Annotated in this window: 16 protein-coding genes; 5 read left to right on the top strand and 11 right to left on the bottom strand. The window is 47.9% G+C overall.

Annotation, left to right across the window (positions count from 1 at the left end):
* Nucleotides 1-11: 11 nt before the first annotated feature.
* Nucleotides 12-770 (bottom strand): DeoR/GlpR family DNA-binding transcription regulator, encoded by a 759-nt coding sequence (locus tag AS158_RS00005; protein WP_004080418.1) that lies wholly within the window; start codon nucleotides 768-770, stop codon nucleotides 12-14.
* 107 nt (nucleotides 771-877) lie between these two features.
* On the opposite strand from AS158_RS00005, the gene AS158_RS00010 reads away from it, so the two are divergent.
* The 5 genes from AS158_RS00010 to AS158_RS00030 are packed head-to-tail and all read left to right on the top strand — an operon-like array spanning nucleotide 878 to nucleotide 7,455.
* Nucleotides 878-1,222, top strand: a complete 345-nt coding sequence (locus AS158_RS00010; protein WP_004080417.1) for a sensory rhodopsin transducer — start codon at nucleotides 878-880, stop codon at nucleotides 1,220-1,222.
* 5 nt (nucleotides 1,223-1,227) lie between these two features.
* On the top strand, nucleotides 1,228-2,370 hold the full coding sequence (gene rhaI, locus AS158_RS00015) for an L-rhamnose isomerase (RefSeq protein WP_004080416.1): 1,143 nt from the start codon (nucleotides 1,228-1,230) through the stop codon (nucleotides 2,368-2,370).
* Nucleotides 2,367-3,077, top strand: a complete 711-nt coding sequence (gene rhaD / locus AS158_RS00020) for a rhamnulose-1-phosphate aldolase (RefSeq protein WP_165304263.1) — start codon at nucleotides 2,367-2,369, stop codon at nucleotides 3,075-3,077. Before rhaI ends, rhaD begins: the two co-directional genes overlap by 4 nt.
* A complete protein-coding gene (locus AS158_RS00025) occupies nucleotides 3,068-4,498 on the top strand; it encodes a rhamnulokinase family protein (RefSeq protein WP_165304264.1) in 1,431 nt (476 codons plus the stop codon). The genes rhaD and AS158_RS00025 overlap by 10 nt, the downstream gene beginning before the upstream one ends.
* Nucleotides 4,495-7,455 (top strand): alpha-L-rhamnosidase, encoded by a 2,961-nt coding sequence (locus AS158_RS00030; protein WP_165304265.1) that lies wholly within the window; start codon nucleotides 4,495-4,497, stop codon nucleotides 7,453-7,455. The genes AS158_RS00025 and AS158_RS00030 overlap by 4 nt, the downstream gene beginning before the upstream one ends.
* A 71-nt stretch (nucleotides 7,456-7,526) precedes the next feature.
* Here AS158_RS00030 and AS158_RS00035 read toward each other — a convergent pair whose 3' ends face one another.
* From AS158_RS00035 to gyrA, 10 genes are read right to left on the bottom strand one after another with little or no spacing between them, the layout of a single operon-like run.
* A complete protein-coding gene (locus tag AS158_RS00035) occupies nucleotides 7,527-8,438 on the bottom strand; it encodes an ExsB family protein (protein ID WP_241241215.1) in 912 nt (303 codons plus the stop codon).
* A gap of 29 nt (nucleotides 8,439-8,467) precedes the next feature.
* Nucleotides 8,468-8,941 (bottom strand): metallophosphoesterase, encoded by a 474-nt coding sequence (locus AS158_RS00040; RefSeq protein WP_008195716.1) that lies wholly within the window; start codon nucleotides 8,939-8,941, stop codon nucleotides 8,468-8,470.
* 4 nt (nucleotides 8,942-8,945) lie between these two features.
* Nucleotides 8,946-9,788 carry a pantoate--beta-alanine ligase gene (gene panC / locus AS158_RS00045; RefSeq protein WP_165304266.1) on the bottom strand — a complete coding sequence of 281 codons (843 nt, stop codon included), beginning with the start codon at nucleotides 9,786-9,788 and terminating at the stop codon, nucleotides 8,946-8,948.
* Entirely contained in the window at nucleotides 9,785-10,297 is a 513-nt protein-coding gene (locus AS158_RS00050) for a DUF501 domain-containing protein (RefSeq protein ID WP_038051086.1), read from the bottom strand. The genes panC and AS158_RS00050 overlap by 4 nt, the downstream gene beginning before the upstream one ends.
* Nucleotides 10,267-11,061 carry a 50S ribosomal protein L11 methyltransferase gene (locus AS158_RS00055; RefSeq protein ID WP_165304267.1) on the bottom strand — a complete coding sequence of 265 codons (795 nt, stop codon included), beginning with the start codon at nucleotides 11,059-11,061 and terminating at the stop codon, nucleotides 10,267-10,269. The genes AS158_RS00050 and AS158_RS00055 overlap by 31 nt, the downstream gene beginning before the upstream one ends.
* A complete protein-coding gene (gene rpiB, locus AS158_RS00060; RefSeq protein ID WP_165304268.1) occupies nucleotides 11,051-11,482 on the bottom strand; it encodes a ribose 5-phosphate isomerase B in 432 nt (143 codons plus the stop codon). The genes AS158_RS00055 and rpiB overlap by 11 nt, the downstream gene beginning before the upstream one ends.
* Nucleotides 11,479-11,820 (bottom strand): anti-sigma factor antagonist, encoded by a 342-nt coding sequence (locus AS158_RS00065; protein WP_165304269.1) that lies wholly within the window; start codon nucleotides 11,818-11,820, stop codon nucleotides 11,479-11,481. Before AS158_RS00065 ends, rpiB begins: the two co-directional genes overlap by 4 nt.
* A gap of 11 nt (nucleotides 11,821-11,831) precedes the next feature.
* The gene (gene lexA / locus AS158_RS00070) at nucleotides 11,832-12,425 is read right to left on the bottom strand and encodes a transcriptional repressor LexA (RefSeq protein ID WP_165304270.1); all 594 of its coding nucleotides are present in this window, start codon (nucleotides 12,423-12,425) and stop codon (nucleotides 11,832-11,834) included.
* Nucleotides 12,422-12,796, bottom strand: a complete 375-nt coding sequence (locus AS158_RS00075; RefSeq protein ID WP_012896606.1) for an archease — start codon at nucleotides 12,794-12,796, stop codon at nucleotides 12,422-12,424. Before AS158_RS00075 ends, lexA begins: the two co-directional genes overlap by 4 nt.
* Complete coding sequence (gene gyrA / locus AS158_RS00080; RefSeq protein WP_165304271.1) at nucleotides 12,793-15,207, bottom strand: DNA gyrase subunit A; 2,415 nt, start codon at nucleotides 15,205-15,207, stop codon at nucleotides 12,793-12,795. Before gyrA ends, AS158_RS00075 begins: the two co-directional genes overlap by 4 nt.
* Nucleotides 15,208-15,211 lie beyond the last annotated feature (4 nt).

Consider the following 15,211-nt stretch of genomic DNA (forward strand, 5'->3'; position numbering starts at 1 on the left):
TGTTGAATTAATCAATAAACAATTTCCACACCTTTTTCCCTGAATATTTCATATTGATTTTCTGGAGGTTTTCTGTCGGTGATGAGATGATCGATTTTTTCTGCGGGTATCAGATGTGCCAGCGATCTTTTTCCTATTTTGCTGAAGTCAGCGAGTACGAAGATCTCTTCCGCTCTTTCCACGAAAATTCCTTTTATTCCCATTTCCATGGTGTTTATTTCGTAGGTTCCTTCTTCCGCAGTCACTCCTCTACAGGAGACAAAGGCTTTTTTCACAGAGAATTTTTTTCCACACTCTATCGTCAGAGAGCCTTCCACAGCCAGGTTCTCCGGATTCACCTTTCCTGTGAGCAGAACAACGCTTATATCGGAGTTCTTCGAGAGCTCCATTGCAGTGAGCAGGTTGTTTGTGATGACATGAACGGACTTTTGAGACGAGGCCAGGTGTTTGGCAAAGATATGCGCAGTGGTGCTTGCGTCCAGAAAGATAATGTCTCCATCTTCAACGAAGTTCAACGCAAGTTGGGCAATTTTTTCCTTTGCTTCTCTGTTTATTGAGAGCCGTTTCATGAAGTCTGTTTCCTTTTCAAAATAATTCACCTTCCTTATGCCACCATGTACTTTTTTTACCAAATTCCTTTTCACCAGTTCTGCCACGTCTCTTCTCACGGTGATCATCGAAACGCCGAGTTGTTCCTGAAGATCCTTCATGCTGATGAAACCGTTTCTGTCAACGATATCGAGGATTTCTTTCAATCTTTCCTCTTTCATATCAACACCTCCTTTCCTTTCGAAAAATTTTATCACAAATATCGTTGACTTTTGTGATTAATTTATGATAACTTTATGTATGAATTCGTACCCAGAGGTGATGAATAATGAACGGTGCCAGAAAATGGTTCTTTCCAGATGGTTACATTCCAAACGGCAAAAGAGGATATCTTGTTTCTCATGAATCTCTGTGTATCATGAATACGGGTGATGAAACAGCAAAAATAAGGATCACGTTCCTCTTCGAAGACTCTAAACCAGTTGTTCATGAAGTAGAAATTTCACCAATGAAGAGTTTGCATCTGAGACTGGACAAACTTGGTATACCAAAATGTAAGCCTTACAGCATAATGGCGGAAAGCAACGTACCTGTTGTCATGCAGCTTTCACGTCTCGACGTTGGAAAAAACCACTACACTCTTATGACAACCATCGGTTACTGGGAGGAGTGATAAACATGGAAAGGATTTTTAAGGAGCTGGACGAGTTGAAGTTCGAACTTCCCTCCTGGGCGTTCAGCGATGCAGGAACAAGGTTTGCTGTCTTCCACGAAGAAGGAGCCGCCCGGAACGTTTTTGAAAGGATAGAAGACGCTGCTCTCGTTCATCGTCTCACAGGTTGTTGTCCTTCCGTTGCCCTTCACATTCCCTGGGACAAAGTGGAAAACTGGGAGGAACTGAGAGAGTTTGCTGAAGAGAAAGGCTTGAAGATAGGTGCCATCAACCCGAATCTGTTTCAGGATCCTGATTATAAGTACGGAAGCCTCACGAATCCCAGCGAAAAGATCAGAAAAAAAGCGATCGCTCACGTAATGGAGTGCGTGGACATAGCCGAAAAAACTGGTTCAAAGGTGATCAGTCTGTGGCTCGCGGACGGAACGGACTATCCCGGTCAGGACGATTTCCGCTCCAGGAAGAAAAGGCTCGAAGAGTCCCTGAGGTACATCTACGAGAACATGCCGGCTGATATGTACCTCCTCATAGAGTACAAGTTCTTCGAGCCCGCTTTTTATCACACTGACATTCCAGACTGGGGAATGAGCTATCTCCTTTCGGAAAAATTGGGAGAACGTGCTCTTGTACTCGTCGACCTGGGGCATCATCCCCAGGGAACGAACATAGAGTACATCGTTGCAACACTTCTGTCTGAGAAGAAACTCGGTGGTTTTCACCTGAACAACAGGAAATACGCAGATGACGATCTCACGATCGCCTCCATAAATCCGTACGAGGTGTTTTTGATCTTCAAGGAGATCGTCTTTGCGAAGAGAGATCCTGAACTCTCTGATTCTGCAAAGAAGGTGGTTCTCATGTTCGATCAGGCCCACATCACAAAACCGAAGATCCTCGCGATGATACAATCTGTTTTGATCGCCCAGGAACTTTTCACAAAGGCACTTCTCATAGATGAAAATCGACTGAGAGAGGCTCAGAAAAACTACGACGTGGTTGAAGCAGAAGAAATTCTTCTCGATGCGTTTCGAACAGACGTAAGGCCGATTCTGAGGGAGTACAGAAGGCAGAAAGGTCTTCCGGAGGATCCGCTCAGAGTCTTTCGGGAAGAAGACTACATGGAAAAAAGAAGGAGAGAGAGACGATGAGAGAGACGATAAGAGAGATTCAAAAAGTAGCTTACTGGCTTGCCATAAAGGGCCTTTCCGAGGCGAACGCAGGGAACATCTCTGTCAGACTGGATGAAAGACCAGAAGGATACGAGGTCAAGAGTGTGAACGAATACGGGTTCGACTACGACGGGCCTGAGATGTACCTTCTGATCACGGCAACGGGCTCGAGAATGAGAGAAATCTACGAAGACGACAGCAAGATCTGTCTTCTTCACGTCCTTCCGGGAAAACACTACGAAATACTCCACGGGGACGGAAAGCCCACCAGTGAGTTTCCCACACATCTCATGATCCACGCAAAGTTCAAGCAGCTGTGTCCGGAAAAGAAAGCCATCGTTCACACTCACCCTCTGAACCTGCTCACTCTGATGAACCTGGAGGACTTCCAGGAGCTTCTTCCGAAGATGATGAAGATCCACCCTGAAGTTTTGATCTTTTTCCCGCAGGGAATCTCCGTCGTCGAGTTCGAAAAGCCCGGCAGTGTAGAACTCGGCCTGAAGACGGTGGAGAAATCAGAAGGGAAAGATGCAGTTCTCTGGGACAAGCACGGTGTTGTGGCTTTCGGAAAAGATGTCGCAGAAGCGTACGACAGGGTTGAGATCCTGGAAAAAGCGGCGGAGATCCTTTTGAGAGTGCTCAGCCTCGGGAGAAACCCCACGGGCGTTCCGGAGGGATGGCTGTGAAGGTGCTCTCGATCGATCTTGGGGCGACGAACGGAAAGATCTACGAGGTGGAGTTGAAAGACAGGTTGACGGTGAAGGAGATAAAGAGGTTCAGAACGGAAGGAATTTTCTTGCCCGGGAAGGATAGAGAGCACTTCGTGTGGGATCTTCCCGGGTTCTACGAGGAGATAAAGGGTGTCCTTGAGGCCTCTGATGCACTATCCGTTGGGGTGGACACCTGGGGTGTAGATTTTGCCTTACTCGACGAAAATGGAAGACTCGTATCTCTTCCCTATCACTACAGGGATGTGAGAACGAAGGGAGTCATGAAAAAGGCCTTCGAAGTGGTTCCAAAAGATGAGATATTCCAGAGAACGGGTATACAGTTCATGGAGATAAACACGCTCTATCAGCTTTACTCCATGGTGCTCTCGAACGATCCGTTCTTGAAGACGGCAAAGCACCTTCTGATGATCCCGGATGTGTTCAACTTCTGGCTTTCTGGAGAGACGGTGAGTGAGTACACCATCGCTAGCACTTCCCAGTGCTACAGCGTGCCGGACCGGGAATGGGCGTTCGATCTTCTCGAAAAACTCTCCATTCCCACTGAGATCTTTCCAAAGGTGGTTCCACCGGGTACCATCCTGGGAAAATGCAGAGTGAAAAAAGGAATGAACGTGATCGCCACCACCTGTCACGACACCGCTTCCGCCGTCGTTGCCGTACCGCTTGAAGGGGAAGGAATCTACATCAGCTCAGGAACGTGGTTTCTTGTGGGAACGGAGCTGGAAAGACCACTTTTGAGCAAACAGGTGCTGGAGAGAAATTTCACGAACGAGGGTGGGTACGGGAAGATCAGGTTTCTAAAAAACGCAACGGGCATGTGGCTCCTGGAAGAGTGTAACAGAATCTGGAAGAAGGATTATTCGGAGATCATCGAATCGGCCAGGAATGCCCCTGGTTTCCAGGCGTTTCTCGATTCCGATAGAGAAGAGTTTCTCCACCCCGGAAACATGCCGGAGAGGATCAGAAATTATCTTGAAAGAACGGGCCAGAAAATCCTGGAGGGGATCGGAGAGCTTTCCAGGCTCATCTTCGAATCCCTTGCGTTCAACTGCAGATGGATCGTGGAGCAGATCGAAGAACTCACCGGCAAAAGATACGGGAAGATCCACGTGGTGGGTGGAGCTGTGAGAAACGATCTTTTGATGAGTTTCATAGCCAGTGCGACGGGAAAGACGTTGGTGGCGGGTCCTGTGGATGCCACTCCCATTGGGAACGCACTCGTTCAGCTGATCACCCTGGGAGCGATAGCAGACATCAGCGAAGCCAGAAGGATCGTGAAAGAATCCTTCGAATTGAAAACGTTCGAGCCGGAAAATATGGAAGAGTGGAACGAGGGCTACGAAGAGTGGAAGAAATACAAAGAGGTGGAAATATGAACCTGGAAGAACTGAAAAATCCGAGTGTGTGGTACAGACCCGCTCCCTTCTGGAGCTGGAACGACAAACTGTGCGAGGAGGAACTTCTAAGGCAGATAGACGAGATGCATGAGAAGGGTTACGGAGGCTTCTTCATGCACTCGAGAGTGGGGCTTGTAACGGAATACCTCTCTGAGGAGTGGATGAGACTTGTGAGAAGCTGTGCAGAACACGCCAGAAAACTCGGGATGCTCGCTTGGCTTTACGACGAGGACAAATGGCCTTCCGGATTCGCTGGAGGAATCGTGCCCCTCGAAAAACCGGAATACAGGCACAAATACCTCATACTCTTGAAAAAGGATCGGCTCGAACCAGAAGATGAGATCCTGAAAAAGATAGAAAGAGACGGTGAAGAATTCTACGTGGTAAAACGCGTTATGAAGCTTGGTGATCCATGGTTCAACGGAACCTGCTACGTCGATCTGCTCTCAAGAGAGACCACAGAGGCGTTTCTCAGATCGACACACGAGAGGTACAAAAAATCGTGTGGTGATCTTTTCAGAGTCTCCATCCCCGGGATCTTCACCGATGAACCCACCTATCTGAGAGTGCATCACCCCAAAGAACCCACACTCCCCTGGACAGAAAGATTTCCAGAGGAGTTTTTGAGGCGAAAGGGATACGACATCAGAGACCACTTAGAAGAACTCTTCTTCAACGTGAAGGACTACATGAAGGTGAGGTACGATTTCTTCGATGTTGCGACGAGTCTGTTCATCGAAAACTTCACGATCCCGTACGCGAAGTGGTGTGAAGAAAACGGTATCTTCATGACGGGACACTACATGGCGGAAGACACACTCAGAGGACAGGTGGAGTGGATAGGTGCCGCGATGCCACACTACGAATACATGCAGATACCGGGAATAGACAAACTCGCCAGACACCTGGAACAGGTGGTCACGATAAAGCAGGTTTCATCGGCGGCAGAGCAGTTAGGGAAGAAATGGGTGCTCTGCGAAACGTTCGGTACAACGGGTCAGCACGTGAGTTTTCTGCACAGAAAATGGATAGCGGACTGGCAGGCGGTTCTCGGTGTCACGTACATAAACCCGCATCTCAGTCTTTACTCGATGAGAGGAGAGAGAAAGAGAGACTACCCACCGAACCTCTTCTATCAACAACCCTGGTGGAAGAATGAAAGATTCCTGTCGGATTACTTTGCAAGACTGAACAACATCGTCACACAGGGAAAGAGAGAGGTCAAAGTGCTCATGATACATCCCATCTCCTCAGCGTGGTGTGTGTATTCTAAGTTCGATGACGAGATCGACAAACTCAGCGAGCTCTTCGATACGATCACAAAGGAACTCGTTGCGAACAAGATAGACTTCCACTTCGGCGACGAGATGATCCTCTCAAAATATGGAAGAGTGAAAGAGGCAAAACTGAGAGTAGGAGAGTACGAATACGAAGTCGTGGTGCTGCCACCGCTCCTGAATCTGAAAAGTTCAACTGTGGAACTTTTGAATTCACTGGCAGAAAACGGCGGTAAGGTCTTTGTTTTGAAGGATTTCAGGTACGGCAGGTTCTTCCCGGAAAGAGTGGAAGGAAAGAAGGGAAGAATCGAATTTCTCAAGAAAGCTCGTGTTTTTGAAACGCTCGAAGATCTCATCGAAGAACTCAAACCCTTCTCTTCTGTGGATGTTCTGGATACGAAAACGAAAGAGAATGCAAAAGCGGTGATCGCGCAGAAGAGAGTGCTGGAAGACGGATCTTATCTTCTCTTTCTTGCGAACACGGACATCGACCGGGAAGTGCACTGCCATCTGGAACTGAAGGAAAAGAGAAAACACACGTACGCGATAGACTTGTTCGATTTCAAAATGGTGGAGCTGAAGGAAAACGAGTTTGTCATGTTCCCGGCGTCGAGTGTTTGTATCTGGGTAACGAACGAGGAGGTTCCTGCGGAAGATGAGAAAGTGGTTTCAACAGGAGTTCTTCTGGAGAAAGAGTTCGATTTCGAGACGGCACTGAACGATTTCGAAGTGAAGATGAATTCTTTCAACGTTCTTCCAGTGGACAGGGTGGAGTATTTTGAAGCGGGTGGAAGGGTTTTCAGGAACGAGTTCGTCTCGAAGATCTGGTACGAGTTCTACAGATTACCGGATGGTACACCGTTCAGGGTGGAGTACTCTTTCGAAATCAGGAAAAAGCCTCAAAAACTCTTTCTCGTCGTTGAGTGTGCGGAAAATCTCGACAGAATCACGGTGAACGGTCGAGAGGTGAGGTACGAAAGAAGAAGTTGCAATTTCAACGAGGAACAGAATTTCCTGGATGTGAACTTCGGAAAGATGGAGATCACAGATCTCGTCAGAGAAGGAAAGAACACGGTTGTTCTGGAGGGAAGAAAAGAAAACAACATCACAGGCCCGGGGTGTCACACGAGGGTGAAAGATCCAGAGAATCACAGACCAACAGAGGTGGAGACGATATATCTTGTGGGAGATTTTTCACTTTTGAACGTGGACGAGACGAGGTACGTGATCGGTGCACCCAAGGTACCGATTCACAGGGACATCACACGGGATGGGTACCCGTTCTATGTGGGATCCTTCACGCTCAAGAAGATATTTGAGTGTAAAAAAGACCCGGAGAGAAGATACTTCCTCAAGCTGAACGGTGTGGAGGCGGCCTCGGTCGAGGTGATTCTGAACGGAAAGTTCCTGGGTGTTCTCTTCTGGAGACCTTTCATGATAGATATTACAGATGCTCTGAGAAACGGAAAAAACGAACTCCAACTCGTTCTCACAAACACACTGTTCAATCTGGTAGAGGCGAACCACAAGGCAGACGTTCTCGAGGAGACCTTCAGAAGGCCGAAGAGCTTCATAGATTTCGAGCACCACACGGACAGATACATCCTACTGCCCTTCGGCCTGGAAAACGTCGTTGTTCTCAGCTCTTCTTCACGATGAACTTCGGTTTTCTTCTGAACTTGAATATCTTTCTCAGAAAAATCAGAAGAGGACATCTGAACGCCACAGTCTCACTCCTTTTTGGCATCGATCACCTGGAAGGTGCGGAGCCTGTTGTTTTTCGATTCTCTCCACTCGATCTCAATGGGGAAGGCGAACTCCGGCTGGAGCCTTCCCTCTTCTATCCATTTTCTTGATTCTTCATTCCTGTAGATCGCGGGACTGGCGAGTACCACGAGTTTTACGGGACTGTCGACCACGATGACCTCGTCTATCGTCTCTTCTGAAGAGAGTTTTTCGACGATCTCGTTCATCACCTCTTCTGGTGGAAGAGGTTTCACGTTCACGAGGGCGATGTTTCTGGAAAGCGGTCCGATGATCTTCACGTTGGCAAGTTCTGGTTTGAAATTGTGTTTTTCGAGGACCCTCAGAAGGATCTCGTTTGCAACGGAAACGGCTCTTCCGTGGTAATCAGGGTTTATGAGCATCTTCAAAAGATGCTTCAGTTTGCAGCCCTCTCTTCCCGCAGACTCACCGATCTTCTTCACTTCCAGTCCGAGGAACTTCAGCATCTCGTTTATCTCTTCTTTCCCGACCCTGTAGAGTGGTGAGTAGACACCGTCGAAGACCTTCAGGCCCGTTTTTCCCCAGCTGTCGGAGGCGTTTGCACCGCTCGCAACGAGGTGACCCTGAGCGTATCTCTTCACCAAAACGGTCTTCACGTCGCGGGTGCAGGCGTTGCAGGACGGCCCGTGTTTCCAAACCTTCTCCTGCATCCTGTTAGAAGGAATGAAAGTGTGCCTCAGGCCGTGTTTTTCTGCGAAGCTTCGAACAATCTCTCTCGATCTCTCGTAGGTGTAAGGGCCCCAGTCCACGGTGACGAGCTCCACCCTTTCTTCTCCGAGGGCCATCTTCGCCAGGATTGCCACCAGCGAACTGTCCTTTCCCCCGGAGAAGGCAACATAGAGCTTCCCGTCTTTCACGGTTTCTCTTATGTCCTCGACGATCTCTTTTACAAGGTCTTCAACTCGAATCGTACTTCACCCCCGTCCAGTTCAAGGACGGCGTAAGAGCCTTCAGCGAGGCTTCCCGGGTTCAGAAATCTCACACCCGATTTCACCGTGTCCTCCGGTTCGTGGGTGTGTCCGAAGAGGATCACCTGAGGTTTTTCGTTGAAGACCTTCAAAAGACGGTCTTTCAGATCCCACGGAGCGCCCCATCCGTGACACATTCCTATGGTGACGCCTTCTACAAGCAGGACTTTCGAGAACGGAAGGTGTTCTTTCACGTCTGGATAATCCATGTTTCCGTAAACTCCGTAGAACTCTTTAGAAAATTTCTCAAGAAGGATCACCGTGTCCAAATCCACATAGTCTCCAAGGCCTATCACGCCATCGTACTCTTTCAAAGAGTTCAGTATCTCATCTGGAAGACTGGCCATGCGCACGGGAACGTGTGAATCGGAGATCAAAAGGAACCTCTTCACGTTCTCACCCCAGGATCGTGTTATCTATGAGTCTCGCACTTCCAACCCAGGCAGCCACCGCGACGATCACCTTTCGATCGATCTTCTCAACCGGCTCCAGAGTCTCCTCGTCCACGATCTCCACGTAGTCTATCTTCACCTTATCGAACCTGGAAAAGTGCTTTATCATCTCTTCTTTTATCTTTTCTGCGTCTCTTTCACCGTTCAGATAGAGATTCTCTGCTATCTTCAGGGATTGATAGAGCGACAGCGCCTGCTGCCTTTCTTCGGGCGACAGATACACGTTCCTTGAGCTCATCGCGAGGCCATCCGGTTCTCTCACGATGGGACACTCGATCATTTCCACGTCCATGTTCAGATCTCTCACCATCCTCCTCAGAACCCTGAACTGCTGTGCATCTTTTTGACCGAAGTACGCCCTGTGGGGTTTCACGATGTTGAAGAGCTTCGTGACCACAGTGCACACTCCGCGGAAGTGACCAGGACGAGATCTACCGCACAGATGTTTTGAAAGTTTCGTCTCTTCAACGTAGGTGGAAAAATCGGGTGGATACATCTCCTCGACCGATGGATGGAAGATGCAGTCCACGTTTTCCTTTTCGAGGAGCTTTCTGTCTCTTTCGAAATCTCTCGGATATCTTTCGTAGTCTTCGTTCGGTCCGAACTGAGTGGGATTCACGAAGATACTCACCACAACCACATCGTTCTCAGCTCGCGCTCTCCTCACAAGAGATAGATGCCCCTCGTGGAGGTATCCCATGGTGGGGACGAATCCTATCGTTTTTTTCTTCTCTCTCATTTCCTCGGAGAATTTCTTCATTTCCTCTACGGTTTCTATGATTTTCATTCTTTCGCCTCCCCGATTTTGCAGAAAACATCATCACAGAATTTCTTTTCGATGAGATTCCACACGGTTTCTCCAACAGGATTTCCAACACCTGCCAGGTAATCCGCCAGGTGAAGGTGGAGGCACTTCACTTTCGAGAAATCTCGAATACCACCTGTTCCTACCTTTTCCAGAATTTCGCGGAAGGGATGTTCCCCAGTGAGGAGCCTTTTCCTTCTTTCTATCACTTCCAGGTGTGCCTTCCTCATCTTTTCTCGAAACTCCACATCGGACGCTATTCGATCTTCGAGTTTCTTTATGAGCCCTGCGCTCTCGAGTTTGGATACTTCTCTTTTCAAGTGAAGACAGGTGAGCCAGTAGAGAGTTGGAAAGGGCTTTCCATTCTTGATGGGCAGACTTTCGATCACAACCGGATAGCCGTATGGACAGCGATAAGCCACCCGATTCATGTTCGTGATCTTTCTTCCAATCTGCCACTCTACGATCTTTTCATCACGAGAGTTACCCATTCTCTCTCCTGCTTTCTCTCCAGAACGCTCCATCCGTGTTCACTGGCTTTTCTTTTCACCATGTCTTCTTTCATATCGATGATTCCTGATAGTATGAGCATAGAATCTCTGTGTGTGACTCGATTCACATCTTCGAGGAGTTTCATATGAATCTCCGCCAGAATGTTGGAGACCACAATATCGAAAGTTCCTTCCACCTCTGAGAGAAGATCAGACCATTTCACCAGTACATCTACATCGTTCTTTCGAGCGTTCTCCTCAGCCACTTCAGCGGCTTGCTCATCCACATCGACCGCTACCACCTGAGACGCACCGAGCTTTTTGGCAACGATGGCGAGTATTCCCGTTCCACACCCAACGTCGAGCACGCTGTTTCCTTTTTTCAGATACTTTTTCAGGAAAAATACACTCATTCTCGTGGTAGGGTGGAGCCCTGTGCCAAACGCCACACCGGGGGACAGTTTTATCACTATCGCATCGTTTTTGTTGATCTTTTCAGTTGGATCTATGAACACTCCCTCGACGATTTCGAAGGGTTCGAGTTCAACGATCCAGTCTCTGGGAGTGGTGATTCTCTCATCAACAATCTCCCAATCCTTCAAAAAATCAGGAAGGGGATCACCCTCCCGAAGGTAGATCTTCAACATTCTGTTTCCCTTCCCATCTTCTTCTATCGCGAAATTGAAGAAACCCTCTTCGTAAAATTTTTCTACGAGTTCCTCCTCTTCAATTTTCAGAGGAAAGATCAGCTCTTTAAACCTCATCGATCTTCCTGATTCTCCTTTCGTGTCTTCCTCCATCGAAGGGTGTTGAAAGGAAAGTATCCACTATCCAGAAAGCGAGCTCTGATCCAATGAGTCTTCCCGGAAGAACAAGGATGTTTGCATTGTTATGGGCTCTTGCAAGTCTTGCCATGTCCGGGAAAAGACAGAGAGCTGCCCTTATACCCCTGTACCTGTTCGCGGCAATCGACATTCCGAGCCCTGTCCCACACAAAAGAATTCCAAAATCTACTTCGTTCGACAAAATGGATTGAGCAACCTTTTTCGCGTAGTCCGGATAATCAACGGATTCTTCGGAATAAGTGCCGTGATCTTCCACTTCTATTCCCTTGCTCAGAAGGTAGTTCTTCACCTTTTCTTTCAGTTCAAAGGCTGCATGGTCCGATGCAATGGCAATCTTCACTTCCTTCGCACCTCCTCCATGGCCTCCGATATCGTATCGTATATCTTCACTATACGATCCAGATTCGTCAGAGAAAGGACTCGCTCTACCTTCTCGTTTGGAGACACCAGTGCAAAGAAACCACCACTGCTGCTGATACTCTTCAAGATGTTTACAATGACACCCAAACTGAAGCTGTCTATGCTCTCCACATCCGAGAGGACCAGAAATACCTTGTTGTAACCCTTGTTCAAAAACTCGTCAAAAACCCACCTTTTGAACAGATGTGCGTTCTCTATGTTGAGCTCTTTGTTCGGCATCAATATCACCACGTCATCCACAATCTTGTAAGGAAACATTTTATCCCCCCTTATAGTTTTCTGAAAACCCCCACCACTTTACCCAAAATTCTCACCTTTTCCGCCCTGAAAAACATCGACGACATCTCTCTGTTAGCGGGCCTCAACTCTACCGTATCACCCCTCTGATAGAACTTTTTTAGCGTCACCTCTCCGTCAACCATCGCCGCCACGATATCCCCGTTCTGCGCCCAATCCTGTCTTCTCACAAGAACTAGGTCCCCATCACAGATGTGTTCTTCTATCATGCTTTCTCCTTTCACTTTCAACAAAAAGTGATCGTAGCCGTTCGAAAGAAAGCTCTCGGGAATTTCTACGTAATCTTCCAGGTATTCGATGGCTTCTCTCTTTTCGCCCGCACGAATCTCTCCGATCAGAGGTATTTTGTTCCTTATGCTTTTTGATACTCTCAGTGCCCGTGGCTTTCCGTTTTTCCTTTCGATGTAACCCTTTTTTTCTAGAGCGATCAAATGAAGAAGAGCACCACGTGGGGTGATCCTGAAGCGCCGCGCGATCTCCCTCACCGAAGGAGGATATCCATTTTTCTCTATGAACTCTTCTATGAACAGAAGCACTTTTCTCTGCTTTTCCGTGAGATCTTTCAAGTGTCGAACACCACCTTCGTTTTCAGAACATCGCCATCGTGCTCGAACTTCAGAAGATGGTATGTGAGGGCTTTTATTTCGGTCCCCTCTTTTTTTCTGATCTTCCTGAAAGTTACTTTTAGCTCGTTTCCTTCCCTTTTAATCCTCCAGGGAGCCCATCCTTTCGATATCTCAAGAATCCAGTCGTTCACCGTGTCAAAGAAAACGTCTTCCATCTCTTCAAGAGGATAAGTTTTCTCTTTCTCTTCGTTATCGAGGACAATCCCTTCTTCTTCGAAAAGGATGTTCCTCGCTTCTTCCAGAAGTTCTTCGTAAGAATTCCCGGATATCTCGTAAGCAATGTCAGCAGTGTGCTCTATGGGTTTCCTCAATCTTTCACCACCGCCACCTTCGATATGGTATCGTCTCCAAGTTCGATGAGTTTCACGCCTTTTGTCACACGACCGATGACACCGATTTCAGACGCGGGAAATCTGATCATCATGCCGTTTCTTGTGACCACCACTATCTCTTCGTCGCCCCTCACGTATCTCACGGCTACTACGTACCCTGTTTTGTTCACATCGGAGATGTTTCTGAGACCCGTTCCTCCTCTTCTCTGAATCCTGTACAGCTGAACGGGTGTTCTCTTGCCGAATCCCTTCTCTGTCACGGTGAGAATCTCTCCTTCGTCACCTGGAGGTATCACGTCCACACTCACCACTTCGTCTCCTGGCTGAAGTTTTATCGCCTGAACTCCGGCTGCATTTCTTCCCATCCTGCGAACATCGCTCACCGGGAATCTGACGGCCATACCCATCTTCGTTGCCACTATGAGTGTTTCTTTTTCGCTGTTAACAACCCTGGCGCTGACGATCTCATCTCCAGGTTCTATCTTTATGGCTCTGACACCGCGGTTGCTGGTGGCGTTTTCAAACTCTTTGAGAGCGGTTCTTTTGATCTTCCCAGATTTTGTAACGATCACAAGATCATTTCCATCACCGTTCAGAGAAGCGAGTGCTACGATCTTTTCTGTGTCTTCGAGATTCAGAAACGCGGTGATGTGCCTTCCTCTCGTGTTTCTTCCGGTGGTTTCCAGCTGATAATTCTTGAGAACATACGCCCGTCCGAGGTTCGTTATAAACAGGGTCGATGCGGTGTTTTTCGCGACCACAACGAACTCGACCTCGTCATCTTCAGTGAGTTTCGAGACGGTGATTCCTTTACCCCCGCGCTTCTGCGATCTGTAGCTGTTCAGCGGTGTGCTCTTTAAATAGCCGTTATGACTCAATGTTATCACCACGTCTTCTTCGACAATGAGTTCCTCTTCGTTGTACTGGATACTTTGATCTGTTATTTCTGTTCTTCTGGGATCCCCGTATTGTTGCTTCAAGTAGAGGAATTCTTCTTTCATTATCTCCTTTACTTTTTCGTCCTTCTCGAGTATTTCCTTCACTTCTGAGATCTTCCTGACCAGATCGGAGTATTCGTTTTGAAGGTTCTCTATTTCGAGGGAAGTCAGCCTCGAAAGTCTCATGTCGAGAATGGCTTTTGCCTGTTCTTCGGTGATTTCGAGTGTTTCCATGAGTGATTGCTTCGCACTTTCCACATCCTTGCTGTTCCTCACGATGTCCACAACAACACCTATCGCTCTTGCCGCCTTCAGGAGACCCTCGACAACGTGTGCCCTCCTTGTGTACTGTTCGTATTCGTACCTTGCTCTTCTTCTGATGACTTCAAAGCGGTGCTCAAGGAAAGCCTCCATCAATCCTTTCAAATTCATCAACCTGGGTCTTTTGTGTTTGTCTATGACCAGCATCTGAACGTTGAAGTAATCCTGAAGAGCAGTTCTCTTGTAGAGATTGTTTATTATGACCTCTTCGCTGGTGTCCTTCGGGATCTCTATAACTATCCTCATTCCGCGTTTATCGGATTCATCTCTTATGTTCCTGATTGGGAGTGATTCGTCGTCTTTCGCTATTTTTGCTATTTGTTCTATGAGACCCGCTTTACTGACTCCGTACGGAATCTCCGTGATGACGATTCGCTTTACTCTCTTTCCATCCTCGACGTGCACCTTTCCTCTGACGATGATCCTGCCTCTTCCCTCTTCGTAAACCTTCTTCAATTCAGAAGCGTTCACTACCACGGCTCCTGTGGGAAAATCCGGTCCTTTTATGAACTGCATGAGTTCTTCAACCGTGGCTTCTGGATGATCGATCAAATAAATCAGGGCATCCACGGTCTCGGAGAGATTGTGTGGAGGTATGTTTGTGGCCATTCCCACCGCTATACCGGAGGCACCGTTTATTATGAGATTTGGCACCTTGGATGGGAGGACTTCCGGCTCCTTCAGCGTGCCATCGAAATTGTCGACCATGTTCACCGTGTTCTTTTCTATGTCTTCGAGCATTTCTTCGGCAAGCTTCGTGAGTCTCGCTTCCGTGTACCTCATCGCGGCCGGAGGGTCTCTGTCTATGGAACCGAAGTTTCCCTGACCCTCTATGAGTGGATACCTCATCGTGAACGGCTGAGCCATCCTCACGAGGGCATCGTACACGGGTGCGTCACCGTGAGGATGGTACTTACCCATCACTTCACCGACGATTCTCGCACTCTTCTTGGTGGGTGAGTTGTGTTTGAGACCGAGTTCGTACATTCCATAGAGAATTCTCCTCTGAACGGGTTTGAGGCCATCCCGAACGTCCGGAATGGCCCTTCCCACTATAACGCTCATCGAGTACAGAAGATAAGACTCAACAAGTTCATCCTCTACGGGTTTGTTTATCAGGATCTCTGGCATTCAC

Source organism: Thermotoga sp. 38H-to (assembly GCF_011057665.1).
Lineage (GTDB): Bacteria > Thermotogota > Thermotogae > Thermotogales > Thermotogaceae > Thermotoga.

Excerpts from the sequence above, each read along its gene's own strand:
- rhaD (WP_165304263.1), top strand. The coding sequence starts at position 2,367 with ATGAGAGAGACGATAAGAGAGATTCAAAAAGTAGCTTACTGGCTTGCC.
- AS158_RS00005 (WP_004080418.1), bottom strand. The coding sequence starts at position 770 with ATGAAAGAGGAAAGATTGAAAGAAATCCTCGATATCGTTGACAGAAAC.
- AS158_RS00010 (WP_004080417.1), top strand. The coding sequence starts at position 878 with ATGAACGGTGCCAGAAAATGGTTCTTTCCAGATGGTTACATTCCAAAC.
- gyrA (WP_165304271.1), bottom strand. The coding sequence starts at position 15,207 with ATGCCAGAGATCCTGATAAACAAACCCGTAGAGGATGAACTTGTTGAG.
- AS158_RS00030 (WP_165304265.1), top strand. The coding sequence starts at position 4,495 with ATGAACCTGGAAGAACTGAAAAATCCGAGTGTGTGGTACAGACCCGCT.
- AS158_RS00065 (WP_165304269.1), bottom strand. The coding sequence starts at position 11,820 with ATGTTTCCTTACAAGATTGTGGATGACGTGGTGATATTGATGCCGAAC.
- AS158_RS00055 (WP_165304267.1), bottom strand. The coding sequence starts at position 11,061 with ATGAGGTTTAAAGAGCTGATCTTTCCTCTGAAAATTGAAGAGGAGGAA.
- AS158_RS00025 (WP_165304264.1), top strand. The coding sequence starts at position 3,068 with ATGGCTGTGAAGGTGCTCTCGATCGATCTTGGGGCGACGAACGGAAAG.
- panC (WP_165304266.1), bottom strand. The coding sequence starts at position 9,788 with ATGAAAATCATAGAAACCGTAGAGGAAATGAAGAAATTCTCCGAGGAA.
- AS158_RS00050 (WP_038051086.1), bottom strand. The coding sequence starts at position 10,297 with ATGGGTAACTCTCGTGATGAAAAGATCGTAGAGTGGCAGATTGGAAGA.
- rhaI (WP_004080416.1), top strand. The coding sequence starts at position 1,228 with ATGGAAAGGATTTTTAAGGAGCTGGACGAGTTGAAGTTCGAACTTCCC.